The organism is Hymenobacter glacieicola (assembly GCF_014640315.1).
In the GTDB taxonomy this organism is placed as follows: domain Bacteria; phylum Bacteroidota; class Bacteroidia; order Cytophagales; family Hymenobacteraceae; genus Hymenobacter; species Hymenobacter glacieicola.
This window is the reverse complement of sequence record NZ_BMGS01000004.1, coordinates 354632-371055: the sequence shown is the minus strand read 5'-3', so window position 1 is coordinate 371055 and position 16424 is coordinate 354632. Positions and strand designations below refer to the sequence as shown.

General features: G+C 62.2%; 13 protein-coding genes. 7 read left to right on the top strand and 6 right to left on the bottom strand.

Annotation, left to right across the window (positions count from 1 at the left end):
• Window positions 1-165 precede the first annotated feature (165 nt).
• Window positions 166-1377, top strand: a complete 1212-nt coding sequence (gene corA, locus IEW18_RS09515; protein WP_188557601.1) for a magnesium/cobalt transporter CorA — start codon at window positions 166-168, stop codon at window positions 1375-1377.
• 225 nt (window positions 1378-1602) lie between these two features.
• Here the strand turns inward: corA and IEW18_RS09510 are convergent, their stop codons facing one another.
• Window positions 1603-4347 carry a PQQ-like beta-propeller repeat protein gene (locus IEW18_RS09510; protein WP_188557600.1) on the bottom strand — a complete coding sequence of 915 codons (2745 nt, stop codon included), beginning with the start codon at window positions 4345-4347 and terminating at the stop codon, window positions 1603-1605.
• 345 nt (window positions 4348-4692) lie between these two features.
• Here IEW18_RS09510 and IEW18_RS09505 point away from each other — a divergent pair, with 345 nt between their 5' ends.
• The gene (locus IEW18_RS09505) at window positions 4693-6165 is read left to right on the top strand and encodes an APC family permease (RefSeq protein WP_188557599.1); all 1473 of its coding nucleotides are present in this window, start codon (window positions 4693-4695) and stop codon (window positions 6163-6165) included.
• Window positions 6166-6280: 115 nt separating this feature from the next.
• Here IEW18_RS09505 and IEW18_RS09500 read toward each other — a convergent pair whose 3' ends face one another.
• Both IEW18_RS09500 and IEW18_RS09495 read right to left on the bottom strand, forming a co-directional pair.
• Window positions 6281-6991, bottom strand: coding sequence for a carboxypeptidase-like regulatory domain-containing protein (locus IEW18_RS09500; RefSeq protein ID WP_188557598.1), 711 nt, complete (start codon window positions 6989-6991; stop codon window positions 6281-6283).
• Between the two features lie 284 nt (window positions 6992-7275).
• Window positions 7276-7680, bottom strand: a complete 405-nt coding sequence (locus IEW18_RS09495; protein WP_188557597.1) for a hypothetical protein — start codon at window positions 7678-7680, stop codon at window positions 7276-7278.
• Window positions 7681-7840: 160 nt separating this feature from the next.
• Between IEW18_RS09495 and IEW18_RS09490 the strand changes: the two genes are divergently transcribed.
• From IEW18_RS09490 to IEW18_RS09480, 3 genes are all read left to right on the top strand, one after another.
• Complete coding sequence (locus IEW18_RS09490) at window positions 7841-9175, top strand: NAD(P)/FAD-dependent oxidoreductase (protein WP_188557596.1); 1335 nt, start codon at window positions 7841-7843, stop codon at window positions 9173-9175.
• Window positions 9176-9241: 66 nt separating this feature from the next.
• Window positions 9242-9472 (top strand): hypothetical protein, encoded by a 231-nt coding sequence (locus IEW18_RS09485; protein ID WP_188557595.1) that lies wholly within the window; start codon window positions 9242-9244, stop codon window positions 9470-9472.
• A 172-nt stretch (window positions 9473-9644) separates the two neighbouring features.
• Window positions 9645-11063 (top strand): 4Fe-4S binding protein, encoded by a 1419-nt coding sequence (locus IEW18_RS09480; protein ID WP_188557594.1) that lies wholly within the window; start codon window positions 9645-9647, stop codon window positions 11061-11063.
• Window positions 11064-11570: 507 nt separating this feature from the next.
• Here IEW18_RS09480 and IEW18_RS09475 read toward each other — a convergent pair.
• From IEW18_RS09475 to IEW18_RS09465, 3 genes are all read right to left on the bottom strand, one after another.
• The gene (locus IEW18_RS09475; RefSeq protein ID WP_188557593.1) at window positions 11571-12569 is read right to left on the bottom strand and encodes an alpha/beta fold hydrolase; all 999 of its coding nucleotides are present in this window, start codon (window positions 12567-12569) and stop codon (window positions 11571-11573) included.
• Window positions 12570-12641: 72 nt separating this feature from the next.
• The gene (locus IEW18_RS09470) at window positions 12642-13211 is read right to left on the bottom strand and encodes a hypothetical protein (protein WP_188557592.1); all 570 of its coding nucleotides are present in this window, start codon (window positions 13209-13211) and stop codon (window positions 12642-12644) included.
• Between the two features lie 201 nt (window positions 13212-13412).
• Entirely contained in the window at window positions 13413-13877 is a 465-nt protein-coding gene (locus IEW18_RS09465) for a peroxiredoxin (protein WP_188557591.1), read from the bottom strand.
• A gap of 218 nt (window positions 13878-14095) precedes the next feature.
• Between IEW18_RS09465 and IEW18_RS09460 the strand changes: the two genes are divergently transcribed.
• Complete coding sequence (locus IEW18_RS09460) at window positions 14096-14809, top strand: glycosyltransferase family 2 protein (protein WP_188557590.1); 714 nt, start codon at window positions 14096-14098, stop codon at window positions 14807-14809.
• A gap of 90 nt (window positions 14810-14899) precedes the next feature.
• Entirely contained in the window at window positions 14900-16390 is a 1491-nt protein-coding gene (locus tag IEW18_RS09455; protein WP_229728669.1) for a cellulose synthase family protein, read from the top strand.
• The last annotated feature ends 34 nt before the right edge of the window (window positions 16391-16424 follow it).

Below are 16424 nucleotides of genomic sequence, written 5' to 3'. Positions count from 1 at the left end.
GTCGGAACCAGCCACTGAGAAGGCCTGGTGAAGGGCCCAGCGTACTTGCAATCAGCAACCCTGGCTTTCCACCAGCGCCCACAATTTGTCCGCTACCTTGCGCCAGGCAAAGCTTTATTGGTGTGAATGCCGTAAACTACCTCCACAATTGGCCGCTTGCTTTTGATGATGTCTGCCCCTGAGCCCACTCCCCTTACTACTACCCCGCCCCCCGTCCTACCCTTGCAGGAGGAGGAAGAAGAACAGCTCCACTCCCGCGGCATTGCCGACCACGACGCCACGCGCCAAGCCCGACAACAGGCCGTGGGGCAGCGCCCGGGCACGCTGGTTGTTCGGGAGGACTCCCTGAAACCCCGGCTGTTTCTGATTTCCTACGCCGATGACTTTCTGGAGGAGCGGGAATATCATGACTACGACCACCTACTGGCGTACTTCCGCCAGCACCCCGAGCGCCGGCACTGGATTGACGTGCGCGGCTACGACGACCTGCCCCTGATGCAGCGCCTGCAGGAGGACTTCCGCATTCACCCCCTGCAAATGGAGGACGTGCTGGGCGACTTTCAGCGGGCCAAAGTGGAGGAAACCGAGGACGGCCTGTTCCTGGTTTCGCGCATGACGGAGTTTACCCGCCTGCTCGACATCGACGACGATCAGCTGTCCATCTTTACCGGCCCCAACTACGTGCTCACCTTCCAGGATGATTACGAGGATTGCCTGGAGGCCGTGCGCCAGCGACTGCGCTCCACCCGCAGCACCATCCGCAGGCGCAGCTCCCTATACCTGGCCTACGCCCTCACCGACGTGGTACTCGACCATTACTACCCCACCATGGCCGCCATCGGCGACTACCTGGAGGTTCTGGAGGAGCGCATTTTCCAGGGCAACTCCGACCGGCGGGTACTGAACCGGATTCTGCACATCAAAAAGGACATCGTCCGATTTCGCCGCTTGGTGTACCCGGAGCGCGACAAGATTGCCGAGCTGTTGCGCCTGCCCGACGAGGAAATACCGGAAGAAATCAAGGTATTCTTCAAGGACTGCTACGACCACGCCATTCAGGCCCTGGACCTGGCCGAAAGCTACCGTGAAACCGTCAGCAGCCTGATTGACCTATACATGTCGGACCAGAGCAACCGGGCCAACGAGGTCATGAAAGTGCTGACCATTATCAGTAGCATCTTCATTCCGCTCAGCTTTGTGGTGGGTCTCTACGGCATGAACTTCCAGCGCGAAGCCCCCGACGGCCGCATCAACTACCTCAACATGCCGGAGCTCTACAGTCCCTGGGGCTACCCCATTCTTCTGGCAGTGCTGGCACTAATTGTCATCGGCCAGCTCACCTATTTCTACCGCAAAGGCTGGCTAACCAAGCGGTGAGGTAGTGAGTTAGTGGCCGGATAGGCGAGTGGAACCCGGCTGTCATCCTGACGAAGGAAGGACCTTATCCCGCGAGAACAAGTTGTTATTACGATTATCGTTACGCGGGATAAGGTCCTTCCTTCGTCAGGATGACAGCCGGGCTTATTTATTAACTCGCTGCCCCCTTTTTACTTCCCTGCGCAACCACTGTTTCGCTACCTCACTACCTCACCGAATCACCGCCTACTGGGCCAGTCGCACGTCGGTGCGGCGCAGCTCATTGCCCACTACCCGGAAGAGGTGGTACAAGCCGGTGGCGGGGTCATGGGTGAGCCCAATTTGGGGGGTGCTGCTGTCGAAGGGCTGGTCCCCCACCAGGCGGGCCCGGGCATCGTAGAGGTAGGCCTTGCCGGGGCCGGTTTCCGTGAGGGCGTACACCTGCCGCCCCGGCCCGAAGCTGAAGAACTGCACCGAGCGCGGAGCCGAAGTGATAAAGCGCTGGCTAAGCAACTGCTGGCCGGCGGGGCTGAACATCGTCAGCTGCCCCCCGTCTTCGCGCACCACCACGTAGGCGCGCTGCTCCTGATCGGGAACCAGCCGGAACTGGGTGGTACGGCTCCAGGTGGCCACCCGGGCGCGGCTCAACACGTCGCCGCTGAGGTTGAAGGTGACCCGCTCGCCGCGCTGGCTAACCACCGTGAGGCGGGTGCGGCTGAAAGAGGTGCCGGTTTCCACGAGCACGCCGCTGCCCAGGCGGGCCCCTATACTAATAGGAAAGCCGGGATAGGGCGCGCCGGCCTGGTCGAAGGCGTACACGTAGCCGTTTTCCAGCAGCACCAGAACTACGTCGCGCCCATCCACCGTCAGGTACTGGGGCGGACCGGCCAGCCGGAACTCCAGTTGCTTGGGCTGCCAGCCGGGGTAGGCCCGGCCTTGAGTATCGTAGAGAAACAGGTTGCCACTGGCCCCGGCCACCAGCAGGCGCCGCACCGCGCCCCCGGCGGGGGGCGAAATGCTCAGGGAGGTAGCCCGCACGGTATCGGGCAGGTTCAGGGGGAAGTTGGGCTGCACCTGCCCGCTGCTATTGTACTGAAACAGCTGGCTGGGAGTAGCCAGCAACACGCCCGTGCCGCCGGGCAGGCGGTAAATCGGTCCTACTACCGGCCCGGGCAAGGAATCAGACCAGGCCACCACGTTGTCGGGGGTGACGTAGTGAAGCACCCGGGCCGTATCCTGCACCAGCACGCCCGGCAGCTTGGTCCCGGCTACCGTTACCAGCTCGGGCGAGGAACTGAGGGGTAGCTTAAAATCGAGCACGCTGCCCGTGCCGTTGGGGTTTTGGGGGCGGGCCACGGCGGGCCCTACGGCCGGGTGGCGCAACACAAACTGGGTGAAGTACTGGGCGCCGGCTTCCCGCTCGTTGGCCGCCGGCACCCACTGCATGGCAATTTGGGGAAAGCGCTTGAACAGGCTTTCATTGCGCAGCAGTCCGGCCCGGCGCTCTTCCTGCAGGCCCCGCAGCAGCAGGTTCCAACAGTTGCGCGTGTCCAGCATAATGCTCAGCCGGGCCAGGGGTTGGGTATCTTGTAGGAAAGAAACCTGGGTAGGCGAGCGGCTCCAGACTTCCCCGGCCGCTACATCCGTCAGCCACTGGCGCAGGGCGGGCTCGTCGTCGCCAAAGGCCACGTAATTGCCTACCTGCGCTACCACCGGCTGCGGCCCGAAACCCTTGAACAAGGACCCTAGCAGCAGCTGCGGAAGCTCGGGCACGCCGGTTTGGTGCAGCTGATAGGCCCCCACCCGCCCAAAGGCCGGGCTGGCCCCCACGGCCCGCCGCATTTGGCCCAGCAGCAGCCCCACCTTCGCGGGGTTGGCCGTGTAAGCCACCGCCAGCTTGCCCGGCCGCGCCCGGGCCGAGGCCGTTGCCAGGTAGCACAGAGCTACTTCCTGGCTGAGCTGAGCCGTGAGACTATCCAGGAGAGGTTGCACACCCGGGGCCAGGGAGTCGGTGAGGGTCAGGGGCTGGCGGGTACCGCGCAGGGCCGCGGCCGGGCCCAGGCCCAGGTGCACCACCAGGGCCGTGCGCAAGGGGAGTACTTCGGCCATGTGCAGGCGCTGGGCGGGCTGGCCCACCAGCCGCTGGTGCAGGGCGTCGCGGGCGGTTTCGGGGTTGGCAAAACCGTTGAGGACCACCTTGTTGCCGACCAGCTTGAGTTGGGCCATTTCGTTGCGGGCCAGACTGGCCACGGCGGCTATTTCAGTGCCCAGCTCCTGGCGAAAGAACACGTTCATGAGTTGGGGTAGCCGCCGCTGGTTGAGCAGTAGGGTGGCATCCACGTCGCGGAGCTGAAAGTAATCGGTGCTCTGGAACTCGGCCGCGACGGTAGAGGCATCCAGGTTTTCCAGGCGACGGGCCACGGCCTCTACCAGCGCCGGATTGGCACTGATCAGCAGGTGGTTGCGGTAGTTGAGCATGGTTACGCCCTCCCCCGCGCCGGACCGGGGCCGTACCTCGGTCAGCACTTCGTCCCGGTAGTCGCGGGTAGTAACCAGGAAGCGCGGGTCGCGGCTGAGTCCTTCCACCAGGCTGCGCACTTGCCGGTATTCCCGCACGCTGCTGATGGGCACCTGAAACAGGATATCGAAGCGGCCGGGACTCGTGACGTGCAGGGAAGTCAAGACCCGCTTCCGGCCCAGAAAGCGCAGCACCACGTTGCGCCCCCCGGTCAGGCTGTCGGCCAGGGCCAGGTTGTCTTCCATCTGCTGGAAGTAGCGCACGGCCGTCAGGTTGTCCCAGAGCTGGGTTTCCTTGAGGTGGCGCACCAGCGTAGGATGGTCGCGGGTGACGGTAACCAGCACGGCATCGTCGGGCACCAGGGCCCAGGGGTCCACGGGTACGCGCGCTACAGTGCGGCGGTAATACACGTAGGAGCCCAGCGCCGTGAGCAGTAGCAAACCCGTCAGAAATACCAGTACTCGTTGCGACATGCAGGAAACCCAGGGAAATGGGCTGGCAAAAATAGGGGTTTGGATGGGAGCGTACGCCGGAAGCTATTCTGGGCTGGAAGATAGGCTACCGGCCTTGGTAAACTACAAGAAATATGGCCGAGTGGATGGCGCAGGCCAGTTGCGGCCCCGGGCAGCCGGGCGCAGCCACCGCGCGGCAACCGGCTCACTACCGCTGAGCTGGCGCGCATCGTTTTTCAAATCAGCGGAAACAGGAGAAGGCACCCGCCGTCTACGCAGAAACCAGGCGCGGGGCAGCGCGCCTTTGCCCTTATCTCCGGGCTAATCTTCTATCTTCCGGCCCGAAACACCCTTTACTCTCCCTTTATGTCCGAAAAACAAGGTCATTTTCAGCGGGCCATTACGCTGTTTGATGCCGTCATGATTGTGACCGGCAGCATGATTGGCTCCGGCATTTTTATCGTCTCCACGGGCATTGCCCGGCTGGTGGGCTCGGCCGGCTGGATGCTGGTCGTGTGGCTGGTGACGGGCGTCATTACCCTGGCCGGGGCCGTGAGCTACGGCGAGCTGTCCTCCATGTTTCCCAAGGTGGGTGGTCAGTACGTGTACCTGCGCGAGGCCTACAACAAGCTCGTGGCCTTTCTATACGGCTGGACGCTGTTTCTGGTAATCCAGACCGGGGTTATTGCGGCCGTGGCCGTGGCCTTCGCCCGCTTTACCGGGGTGCTGATTCCCTGGTTTTCGGAAAGCAACGTACTCCTGGAAGCCGGGGCGTTCAAGTTTACCACGGTGCAGCTGCTGGCCATTGGCTTGCTGATTTTCCTGACGTTTATCAACTCTCGGGGCGTGCGCTCGGGCAAGCTGATTGCCAACGTGTTCGGCAGCACCAAGCTGATTGCCCTGGCCCTATTGATTCTGTGCGGGTTTCTGTTTGGCATCAACGACCAGGCCGTTAGTCAGAACTTCCAGAACGTGTGGCAGGCCATGAGCTTCAACGCCGCCGGCCAGGGCGTGCCGCTGACCACCGGAGCCTTAGTAACGGCCATTGGCCTGGCCATGACGGGCTCCTTGTTCAGCTCCGACTCCTGGAACAACATCGGCTTTTCGGGCGACGAAATTGTGAAGCCCGAGCGTACTATTGTGCTGAGCATGGCCCTGGGTACGGCCATCGTAACGGCTCTTTACATCCTGATTAACGTGGTGTACCTGCTGGTGCTACCCCTGCAGGGCGACCCGAATGCTACCGACGTGCTGGGCCGCGGCATTATGTACGCCACCAACGAGCGGGTAGGCACGGCCGCCGCCGAAAGCATTCTGGGCGCGCCGGGCGCCTACGTGATGGCCGTCCTGATTATGATCAGCACCTTCAGCGCCGACAACAGCATTCTGATGTCGGGGGCCCGGGCCTACTATGCCATGGCCCGCGACGGGGTGTTCTTTTCGGGCATGGGCCGCCTCAACAAGGCTGGCGTGCCCAGCGTGGCCTTGTGGGCCCAGTGCGCCTGGGCCTGCGGGCTGTGCCTGTCGGGTTCCTATGGGGAGTTGTTGAACTACGTTATGTTCTCCGTAATTCTGTTTTACGTCATCACCATCATCGGCATTTTCATCTTGCGCCGCACCCGCCCCGAGGCACCCCGCCCCTACCGCGCCTTCGGCTACCCGCTGGTGCCCCTGCTGTACGTGGTGCTGGCCTCGGCCTTCTGCTTTATCCTGCTCACCGACCCCGAAAACTCCAAGTTTGCCCAGCGCGGCCTGCTGCTGGTGGCCCTGGGCGTGCCGGTGTATTTCTTGTTTGGTAAACGCCTGGGTAGCAGTCCGCCCCCTACCCCCGAGCCGTAGTAAGAACTTGCCGATCAGTAGAATACAACAGGCCCCGCCGGATTACCGGCGGGGCCTGTTGTAGTTAGGTGCTTGTAGCGTTAAAACGGACGCCAGCCACACAACATTGTTTTGCTTATCGGCGCCGGCGGCGCGGAGCATCCTCGCGCGGTACCAGGGTAACGTTCTGGGCTTGGCCGTTGCGAGCGTGCACTTCGTGGTCCTCGTAGCCGCCGTAGCCATACACCAGCGTGTTGTCGCCGGCCGGTACTTCAATGCTGTAGTTGCCGTTGGCATCGGTGCCGGCAACCCTGCGCGAGCCTTTCAGCATGACGGTGGCCCCGGCCAGGGGCTGGCCCTCCTCGTCGAGGATTCGGCCCGAGAGGGTGACGGTAGCAGGTGACGCCTCCGTGGCAGCGGGAGCGGCTGGCACCGGCTCAATAGCCACTGGCTCAGCGGCAGCATCGGCGCTTGGCGCTGCCAGGGCCGTTGCGGCCCCCGTTTCCGGGGTAGCGGTGGCCGAGCGGTTCATGGATTTCTTGGTGACAGCGGCTGCCTCCGCTTCAGCGTCGGCTTTGTTGGCAGTTTCCTCTTCGGTGGTCGACGCGGCTTCCTTTTCGCGGTGGCCGGTTACGCTCGCTTCTCCTAACTCCATGATGGGCATGGCGTTGGTAATGCGCCGCGTAGCTTGGGCCGGTAGCAGCACGTAGCCCAGCACCACCACAGCCACAATAATTCCGACAATAATTGCCAACCGGCCATTGCCAGAGGAAAGCTCTTCTTCCTCGTGGTTTAGGTCCGGGGTTAACTCATCCTGTTCTACTGGGGTAGTAGTTTTGGCATCCATAAAGTAATTGAGTTGAAAAAAGGTGTGGGAAGCGCGGGTGAAGAAGTCAGCAAAGCAGGTTGGCTCCTATCCGGACGAACGCCAGCTGTCTTATCGGACTCTAAAGATATAGGGAGGAAAACCTGCTAACCTAATGCGGCCTTTAGCCTGCTTGATTTATTTTTTTGTCATTCCGGCAATCAAAAGCGCTTTCAACGGGGCAAATCGGCAAAAAAATGCCGGCTGGCTCCCTACGTAGGAACCAGCCGGCAAGGCAGGTACTACCCGTTTTAAGGGATAGAGGCTTAGTCTTCCACGGGCTTGGCAGGGCCGCTGGTCGTCTTTTCGCCGAACTCTTGGTCGCGGGTGCGCAACTGGTGGTCCAGTTCAATGCTGCCCTCCGACTCGAAGCCGGGGCCCGCGGCGTGCTCCCCGGCATCGTTGTGTGTGTTGCCGCCCTGCGGAACGCCCTCGGCACCGCCAATGTGCAGGTTTTCCAGTTGGTCTTTCTGGTCGGAGCGCTGGGTGTAGCCGCCGGCGCCCTGGTTACGATAAGCGCTAGGGTCGTTGCCTTCCTTGCCGTTGCTCATCATCTTTTTGAATTCCTTTTCCTTTTCCTGCTGCTCGCTATAGGGAGCGGCGTGCTCGGTGTTTTCGGACAGGTTTTGGTTTTCGTTATCGTTGTTTACTTCGTTCTGGGGCGTTATCATCAGTGTAGGAGTTTTGGTGATGGATAGTTACTTCACCAGTACGGCTGCTACTCACCGGGGTTAGGCAAACTTGCCGGGAACTGCCGCGAAAAACCACTTCCCCCACAACGGCGTAGCTTTGCCCAGCTCGGGTTTCTTTTTCGCTCTGGCTTGGCACTGCATGCACCTCCTTATCATCGGCAATGGCATTACCGGCGTTACCTGCGCCCTCACGGTGCGGCAGCTTCAGCCCACGGCCCGCATTACCCTCGTTTCGGAGGAAAGCCTGCACCATTTTTCGCGCCCCGCCCTCATGTACGTGTACCTGGGCCACCTGCGCCCCCAAGACATCAAGCCCTACGAGGACTGGTTCTGGGCCGAAAACCGCCTGGAGCTGGTGCACGCCCGGGCCACGACCATCGATGCCGGGCGCAAAACCGTCAGCCTGAGCACGGGCCCTACCCTCACCTACGATAAGCTGCTACTGGCTACCGGCTCGGCGGGCCGCCGGGCCAACTGGCCGGGCCAGGAGCTAGCCGGGGTGCAAGGCCTGGTAACCCTCCCCGACCTGGAACGCATGACCCGGGACACGCACGGCGTGCGTGAGGCCGTGGTAGTGGGCGGCGGGCTGATTGGGGTAGAGCTGGCCGAAATGCTGAGCGCCAAAAACATTGCCGTGACGCTGCTGGTGCGCGAAACCCACTACTGGGCTTCCGTGCTGCCCGCCCAAGAAGCCGCCCTGGTTCAGCAGCAGCTAGCCGCCCATCACATCAACGTTCAGTACCGTACCCAGCTGGCCAAGATTCTGCCGGATGCCCAGCGCCGCGTGCGGGCCGTGCGCACCACCCAGGGCCAGGAGCTGCCCTGCCAGTGGGTCGGCCTCTCGATTGGGGTGGAGCCCAACCGGCAGCTGGCTCAGGCGGCCGGGGCCGAAACCGACCGGGGAATTCTGGTGGATGAGTACCTGCAAACCAGCCTGCCCGACGTGTACGCCGCCGGCGACTGCGCCCAGCACCGCCGCCCCGAGGCGGGCGAGGTGGCCATTGAACAGCTATGGTACACGGGTCGGCACCAGGGCGAAACCGTGGCCCACACCATCTGCGGGCAGCCGACGCGCTACCAGCGGGGCCCCTGGTACAACTCGGCCAAGTTCTTCGACCTGGAGTATCAAACCTACGGCCGCGTGCCCGCCCAAGTGCCCCCGGGCGAGCACACGTTCTGCTGGCAGCATCCCAGCGGGCGGCACTTATTGCGCCTGAATTTTCGTTCCGATACTACCCTCGCCGTCACGGGCCTGAACGCCCTGGGTCTACGCCAGCGCCACGACGTATGGGACCAGTGGCTACGGGCCGGCACCCCCGTTACCACCGTACTAGCCGAGCTGGGCGCCGCTAACTTCGACCCGGAGTTTTATCGCCAGCATGAGGCCGATGTGGTGCGGGCGTTCAACCAGCAGTATCCGCAGCACCCGGTGACGCTCCGGCGCCGGCGGGGACTTTTTTCTTTCCGTTCCTAACCGGACCGGCAGGGTTTGCCGGCCGTTTTGGCGAAACTCTGCCGCCTGTTTCACTTTGCTTGCCCTATGGATTTCTCCAAACTCTACCACCCCAGCGCCCTGAACAGCTTCCAGTACATTGCCCTGGTAGGCGCCGTCATGAGCGGGGCCGCGCAGCTGATTATCCGGCTGCTGGGCCACGCCCAGCCCGAAGGCTACAACTGGCTATACCTTTGCTGGTTAGGCCTGTACGTGGTGGGCTCCCTGCTGAACTTGTTCGGCAAGCCCCACGATCCGCACCATCACCATCATCACTAACCGCCGCGGCCACCCGGGCAGCTTCCGCAGCGCCCACGCAAAAAGTACCCGTTCGTGCTCCTAGCAGGCTGGTGGCTGCGTTAGTATGCGGAAGCTGCCGGCGGTAACCTCCGGCCTAGCTGATAGGGCTTTTCGCGCCGAAGCCAACGTATTCGTTTCTGTTTTCTGCCTTATGTCTACTGTTTCGCTTGCTGCCCCTACCCCGCCCGTTACGCCCGTTTCGGGAGTTGAGAAAGCACTGCTAACCCTGGTTGGGCTGGGGTTGCTGCTGCTGCTGCCGGTAGCTTTCGATGCGGATGCCGAGCGGGCCCGGCTGTGCTTTTTCGTAGCCCTGGGGCTGCTGAGTGCGGGCACGTTGGGCTGGGCTGCCTTTACATTTGGCCGGAAGCCCGCCGGTGTGCGCCAGGACAACCTCTGGCTGCGCGGCAGTACCGGCCGCGGCAGCCTGGCCTGGCTTACGGCGGTGGTCCTGACCGGCTTTTACGTGGTGCTCTACTGGTTTAGCGCCGATGATGGACAGGGCAACTTCGGGCCCCTCAATCAGCTCGTGCACGCCCTCGATCCGCTTAGCCAGGCCCTGCGCCGCCACCCCGCCGACCAGTGGTTTTTGTACGGTACGTTCTACACCCTAGCCGTGCTGGTGATGGGGGGCCGGGCGCTCTGGAAATACCGCCCCTCGCCCTACCAACAGATTCGTACGGTATCGGTGATGTTCTTTCAGCTGGGGTTTGCCTTCCTGCTGCCGGGCCTGATGCTGGCCCTGCAGCGCCCGGAGTACTACTTCAGCTACTTCTGGCCCCTGAAGCAAGACTACCTGTTTCCCGGCACGGTAAGCTACCTGCTCAAGGATGGCGGGCCAGGGCTGGGCGTATTTATGGTGTTCTGGGGAGCAGTCATGTCATTTCTGGCCACGCCGGTGCTTACCTACTTTTTCGGAAAGCGCTGGTACTGCTCCTGGGTGTGTGGCTGCGGGGGCTTGGCCGAAACCGCCGGCGACCCTTACCGCCACCTTTCCGATAAAAGTCGGGAAGCCTGGCGCTGGGAAGTACGCCTGATCTACCCAATTCTGGGGCTTATCGTACTGATTACGGCACTGCTGTGGCTGGGCGCGGCGGGCGCGCTGCCCGGCTGGTTTACTACCCCGCAGCAGTCGGGCGTGCCGCTGCTGGGGGGCCTGAGCCCGGTAGATGGCCTGGGCAAAGTGTACGGGTTCTTTATCGGCTCCATCTTCGCCGGGGTTATCGGGGTAGGGTTTTACCCTCTGATGGGCAGCCGGGTGTGGTGCCGTTTCGGGTGCCCCATGGCTGCTTACCTAGGGCTGTTGCAAAAGCACTTCTCCCGCTTCCGCATTACCACCAACGGCGGCCAGTGCATTTCCTGCGGCAACTGCTCCAACATCTGCGAAATGGGCATTGATGTAAAACAGTACGCCCAGCGCGGGGAGCCTATCATCCGGGCCGCCTGCGTGGGCTGCGGGCTGTGCAGCACGGTCTGCCCCCGCGGCGTGCTTAATCTGGAAAACGGACCGCGCGAAGGCCGCTACCAGGGCTCCCAGCTGATTACGGCCGAAAGCCTCCGGATTCTGAGCTAACAGCCCGCAGCACCTTCGCGCTAACCGGCTCATGGGCCATCAGGTTGCCTGAATCGGCACAACTGACCCAGCGGTGTAAATTGGTTATTCTCGCACCCTTCGCTGGGGCGGCAGCGGTGCAACGCTTTTTTCCGGGGCGGAAGCTGGCATTTTCATACGCGGCATTTTCTGACCGGCCGTGTCGGGCACCGCCACGCGCATAGTATGGGGCCGGGTTTGATAAGTACCGGAGGTGGTAGCCCGATCTGACTGCGGGCTTACGGCGCGTCGCTTCCGGCTTGAACTCCGCCCGTTGGCTCCACGCGGTTGGGGCTGGTTAACGCCCAAGGTTGGCCGGGTACTTACTTCGGTATCGGCAACGGGCGCAGATTGGGCATGCGCGGCATAGACCAGAAAACAGCAGCCGACCGACAGCAACATCTTCATAGTAATTCAGCTAGGGGATTCTAAAAACCGATTCTTCACGAGTATAAAAGGTTGCCCACCACCGCTTTATCCCAATAGGTTTTACTTCACAAACGCCAGCAGCGCCGCCAGAAACTGCGAAGTAGCTTCCAGGTGCGGAATGTGGCCTACCCCGGGCAACGGCACCAGCTTGGCTCCTTTAATTTGGGCGGCGGTCCGGCGGCCGAGTTCCGGATACTGGCCCATGCGGGCCAGCACGACGGGGTCCTTAATCAGGCCCTTACCCACTACCGTACGGTCGTCCTGCCCGATGATAAGCAAGGTGGGTACCTGCACCCGACTGAACTCGTAGCTCACGGGCTGCTGGTAAATCATGTCGAAGGTGAGGGCGTTGGCGCGGGCAACCCGCGGGAAATCGGGGTGGCGGGTTTGGGCCGCCAAGGGCAGCAGCCACTCGTCGTGGGCTTTGGGGTAGCCGTGGGGGTAGTAGGTAGCGTGGTACTTGCGGATGCTTTCCTCGGTGCTTTTGCGCTCCGAGGCTTCGGCCTGGGCAATGGGTTGGTAGGGCACGCCCAGGCGGTAGTCCTCCAGTCCGATGGGGTTTTCCAGCACCAGCCGCTCGGTGAGCTGCGGGTAGAGCAGGGCAAACCGGGTGGCCAGCATGCCGCCCATGCTGTGGCCAACCACCACTACCTTCTGCACGCCCAGCGTATCGAGCAGGCGGCGGGTGTTCAGGGCCAGTTGGTGAAAGGAATAATGAATATCCGGCTTGTCCGACTTGCCAAACCCTATCTGGTCTGGCACTACCACCCGGAAGCCGGCCCCGCTTAGGGCCTTAATGGTTTCGCGCCAGTAGGCCCCAAAAAAGTTTTTGCCGTGCAGGAGCACTACCGTGCGGCCGTTGGGCTTGCTGGTAGCGGCCACGTCCATGTAGGCCATGCGCAAGCGCTGGCCCTCAAGGGTCAGGGGCAGGTAGCGAACGGGAAAGGGATATTCGTACCCGTCGAGGGTAGCGTTGAGGCTGGTGGGCGCAGAAGGTTGGGCTGCCACTGAAGTAGTGAGCAGCGCCAGCAACAGCAGGCCGGAAAGGAAACGCAGCATAGCAGAAAAGCGAAAAGGAAGCAGTTGCTACTTCCAACCATCTTTCCGGCCCAGAGGTTACGCCGCCGCTGGCTACGCCCCCTGCGGACCGCGCTGCTTCAGGCGCAGCTCCAGCACGCGGGTGTCCTCGTTGCTCCAGATAAAGTTGCGCACGTCCTCGATGCGGAAGACAACCAGGCCATCGGGCAGGCCATATTCCGTGAAGCACTCCATCAGCACGTGCTCCTGGGTGAGTTGGCGCACGTAGCCGTAGTAATCCATGCTCAGGTGGGTGTATACGTTTACCAGCTGGCCAGCCTGGTGGGCCCGCTCCAGCAGCAGGGGCACCGTCAGGTCTTCCTGCTCCAGAAAAGCGGGCGACTTCAACCCGGCGTACACTTTGTCCAGGTTATCGGCCTTGAACTCGACGTGACGGGTGTACTGATCATCGAAATCCAACTGAAAGACGTCCAGCAGATTAAACGACTGGATGGCCGTGGGCATGCCGTCGCGGTTGATGATGCGCAGCACCACTACTTCCTCGGAGTAGCTCAGCACGTAACCCACCGAAAACCGCGACGGGTCGCCTTGGCTACTACGCACTCCTAACAGCCGCTTTTCCCGCCGGGCGCGCTCAAACACTTCTTGAAACAAATTGGGCATACTAACCTACGATACACGACTACACTTCCGGGTTCGCCAGCTTCTTCCTGCTTAGCCCATAGTGGGTCCACGGGCCGTATTTATGCCCGGCCCAGGATAACGGCTGGTCCGCGCAAGGAAGAAAGAGCAGCTTTCACTAACTGCCAGCCGAAGCTCAACAGTACGTGAAGCAGCAAAAGTAGGCAATTGCAAAGCTCAACCCTAGTTACTACTGTCGAGCTTTCGCAGAACTTCCCGGGCCTGAGCTACGTGGTCGGTGGCCCGGCTCATGGAGTTAAAGATATATTGAATAATTCCCTCCTTATCAATGACAAAGGTGACGCGCCCGGGCAGCAGGCCCAGCAGGGCGCGGGGCACCTCGTAGAGCTTGCGCACCTGCCCGCCGGCATCGGCCAGCAGCGGAAAAGGCAGGCGGTGCTTCTGGGTAAACTTCTGGTGGGAGGCCTCACTATCGGAGCTCACGCCCACTACCTCCGCCCCTAAGTCCTGAAAATCCTGGTACTGGTCGCGGAAGGAACAGGCTTCGGCGGTGCAGCCGGGCGTATCATCCTTGGGGTAGAAGTAAAGCACCACGCTGCGCTGGCCGCGCTGGTCGCGGAGGCGGAAGGTTTCGCCGGTGGTGGTGCGGAGGGTAAAGTCGGGGGCCTGGTCGCCAATCTGGAGCATGAGTACTACAAGTAAAGCTGGGGTATACGGCTAACCAAGAAACAGCGGCCGGAGTTGCAGGGCTTGGCCTGAGGTAGCGGCCCAGCAAAAGGCATGCGCGGGCGCTACCTCAGGCCAGTAAAAAGCAGAGTTCAGGGGCCGGAGGCGGTTTGTGGTCGGGTTGTGGGGCCGGAAGCGTCACACTTGCGCATCTTTGCAGGCTCAACCTTGCCCCACCCATGTCTGTTGCCCTTCTGCCGCCGGCCGTCATCGACGTTATTATCCCTGCTTACAACGAAGAGAAATCTATCGGCCGGGTACTGGCCGAAATTCCAAAGGGGTTGGTGCGCGAGGTAATTGTGGTAGATAACAACTCCCGTGACCAGACCGGCCCGGTGGCCGCCGCCGCCGGGGCTACCGTGCTGCGGGAGCCGCGCCCGGGTTATGGCCACGCCTGCCTGGCCGGCATGGCCCGCTGCTACGGCCGCCCCCTGGCCGAGCAGCCCGATATCATCGTGTTTCTGGACGGCGACTACTCCGACTACCCTGCCGATATGACGGCGCTGGTGGCCCCGCTGCTGCGCCAGGAAGCCGACCTGGTGATTGGCTCCCGGGCCCTGGGCCAGCGGGAGGCCGGCTCGATGCTACCCCAGCAACTGTTTGGCAACTGGCTGGCCACGAACCTGTTGCGCTACCTTTACGGAGCCCGTTTTACCGACCTGGGCCCGTTTCGGGCCGTGCGGCGCGAGGCCCTGCTCCGTATCGGCATGCAGGATACTACCTACGGCTGGACAGTAGAAATGCAGCTAAAGGCGGCGAAACTAGGGCTGCGCTGCACGGAAATACCCGTGCGTTACCGGCGGCGCATTGGCGTAAGCAAGGTGTCCGGCACGGTGAAGGGCACGCTGGGCGCGGGCTACAAAATCCTGTGGACTATTTTCCGCTACCTGTAACCCGCGGGAGCGGCTAGGCTGCTTTCGGGTCGAGTGCAGCCAGTACCATAACACCCAGTTCTTTTCCTCCTTTTTCTATTCCCCAGCTGCTTGCTACTTGCTTTACAACTTTTGCTGATTGGGTTGTACGGGCTCTGCCTGCTGCTGCTGCTGGGCTTTAGCGTGGGCCAGTGGCAACTCACCCGGCTGGCCCGCCGGGCCTACGCTGCTCCGCCCCAGCCTACCCCATCTGCCCCGGCCGAGTGGCCATTGGTGACGGTGCAGCTCCCCCTGTACAATGAGGTGTTTGTGGCCGAACGCCTGCTCGATGCCTGCGCCGTCCTGCGCTACCCCGCCGGGCGCCTGCACCTGCAAGTCCTCGATGACTCCACCGACGAAACCGTGACGCTGGTAGCCGCCCGGGTAGCGTACTACCGCGCCCAAGGTCTGCGCATCGACCATGTGCGCCGCCCTACCCGCGCGGGCTTCAAAGCCGGTGCCCTGGCCCACGGCCTCGCGCTTACCCGTGGGGAGCTGATTGCCATTTTTGACGCCGACTTCGTGCCCCCGCCCGATTTTCTGGAGCAAGTTATACCTCATTTTTTTCTTGATGAGGCGGAAAACACCCGCACCGGGGTAGTGCAAACCCGCTGGGGCCACCTCAACGAGGGCTACTCCTTGCTGACTACTCTGCAGGCCTTCGCCCTGAACGCTCACTTTTACGTGGAGCAGGTAGGCCGGCGGCAAGGCGGGCACTTCCTGAACTTCAACGGCACCGGGGGCGTGTGGCGCCGCGCCTGCATTGAGGACGCCGGCAACTGGCACGCCGATACCCTCACCGAAGACCTCGACCTGAGCTACCGGGCCCAGCTGCGGGGCTGGCACTTCCGCTACTTACCGCAGGTAGCGGCCCCGGCGGAGCTGCCCGCCACCATGGATGCCCTCAAGTCGCAGCAGTTCCGCTGGACCAAGGGGGGCGCCGAAACGGCTCGTAAGCACCTGGGTGCCGTATGGCGTTCAAACCAGCCCTTGGGCACGCGCCTGCAAGCTACTTTTCACTTGCTAAACAGCACGGTGTTTCTGGCTATTCTGCTGATGGCCGTGCTAAGCGTGCCACTGGTGTTCATGCGGGCCCGGGTGCCGCAGCTGGAGCCAGCCTTTCAAATGGCCACCGGCTTTCTGGTGGTGCTGGTGCCGCTGGTTTTCTACTTCCGCACGGCCTGGCAGCGGGCCGCCTTAGACCGGCCGCCGCCCCGGCCCGGCTTTGGGGGGCAGCTGCTGTTGTTTCTGGCGTTTTCCATGGGCTTGTCCTTGCACAACTCCCGGGCGGTGCTGCTTGGTTTGCTAGGCCAGCGCACCGCGTTTATCCGCACACCCAAGCTGGGGCTGGTGCAGCAGCCAGGGGCCTGGCGAGGCCGCCGCTACCGCACCAGCCGCCTGCTCAGCGGCCTCACGCTGCTGGAAGGGCTGTTGTGCCTGTACTTTCTAGTTGGAATCGGGGCCGGCATTTATCTGCGCGAGTTTGGACTCCTACCCACGCATGTGCTCCTGGCCACGGGTTACGGGCTGGTCTTTTACTATTCATTGCGGCATGCTTCCTAGGCTCCGAAGTAGAAACTGCTGCTAGCCCTGCCTT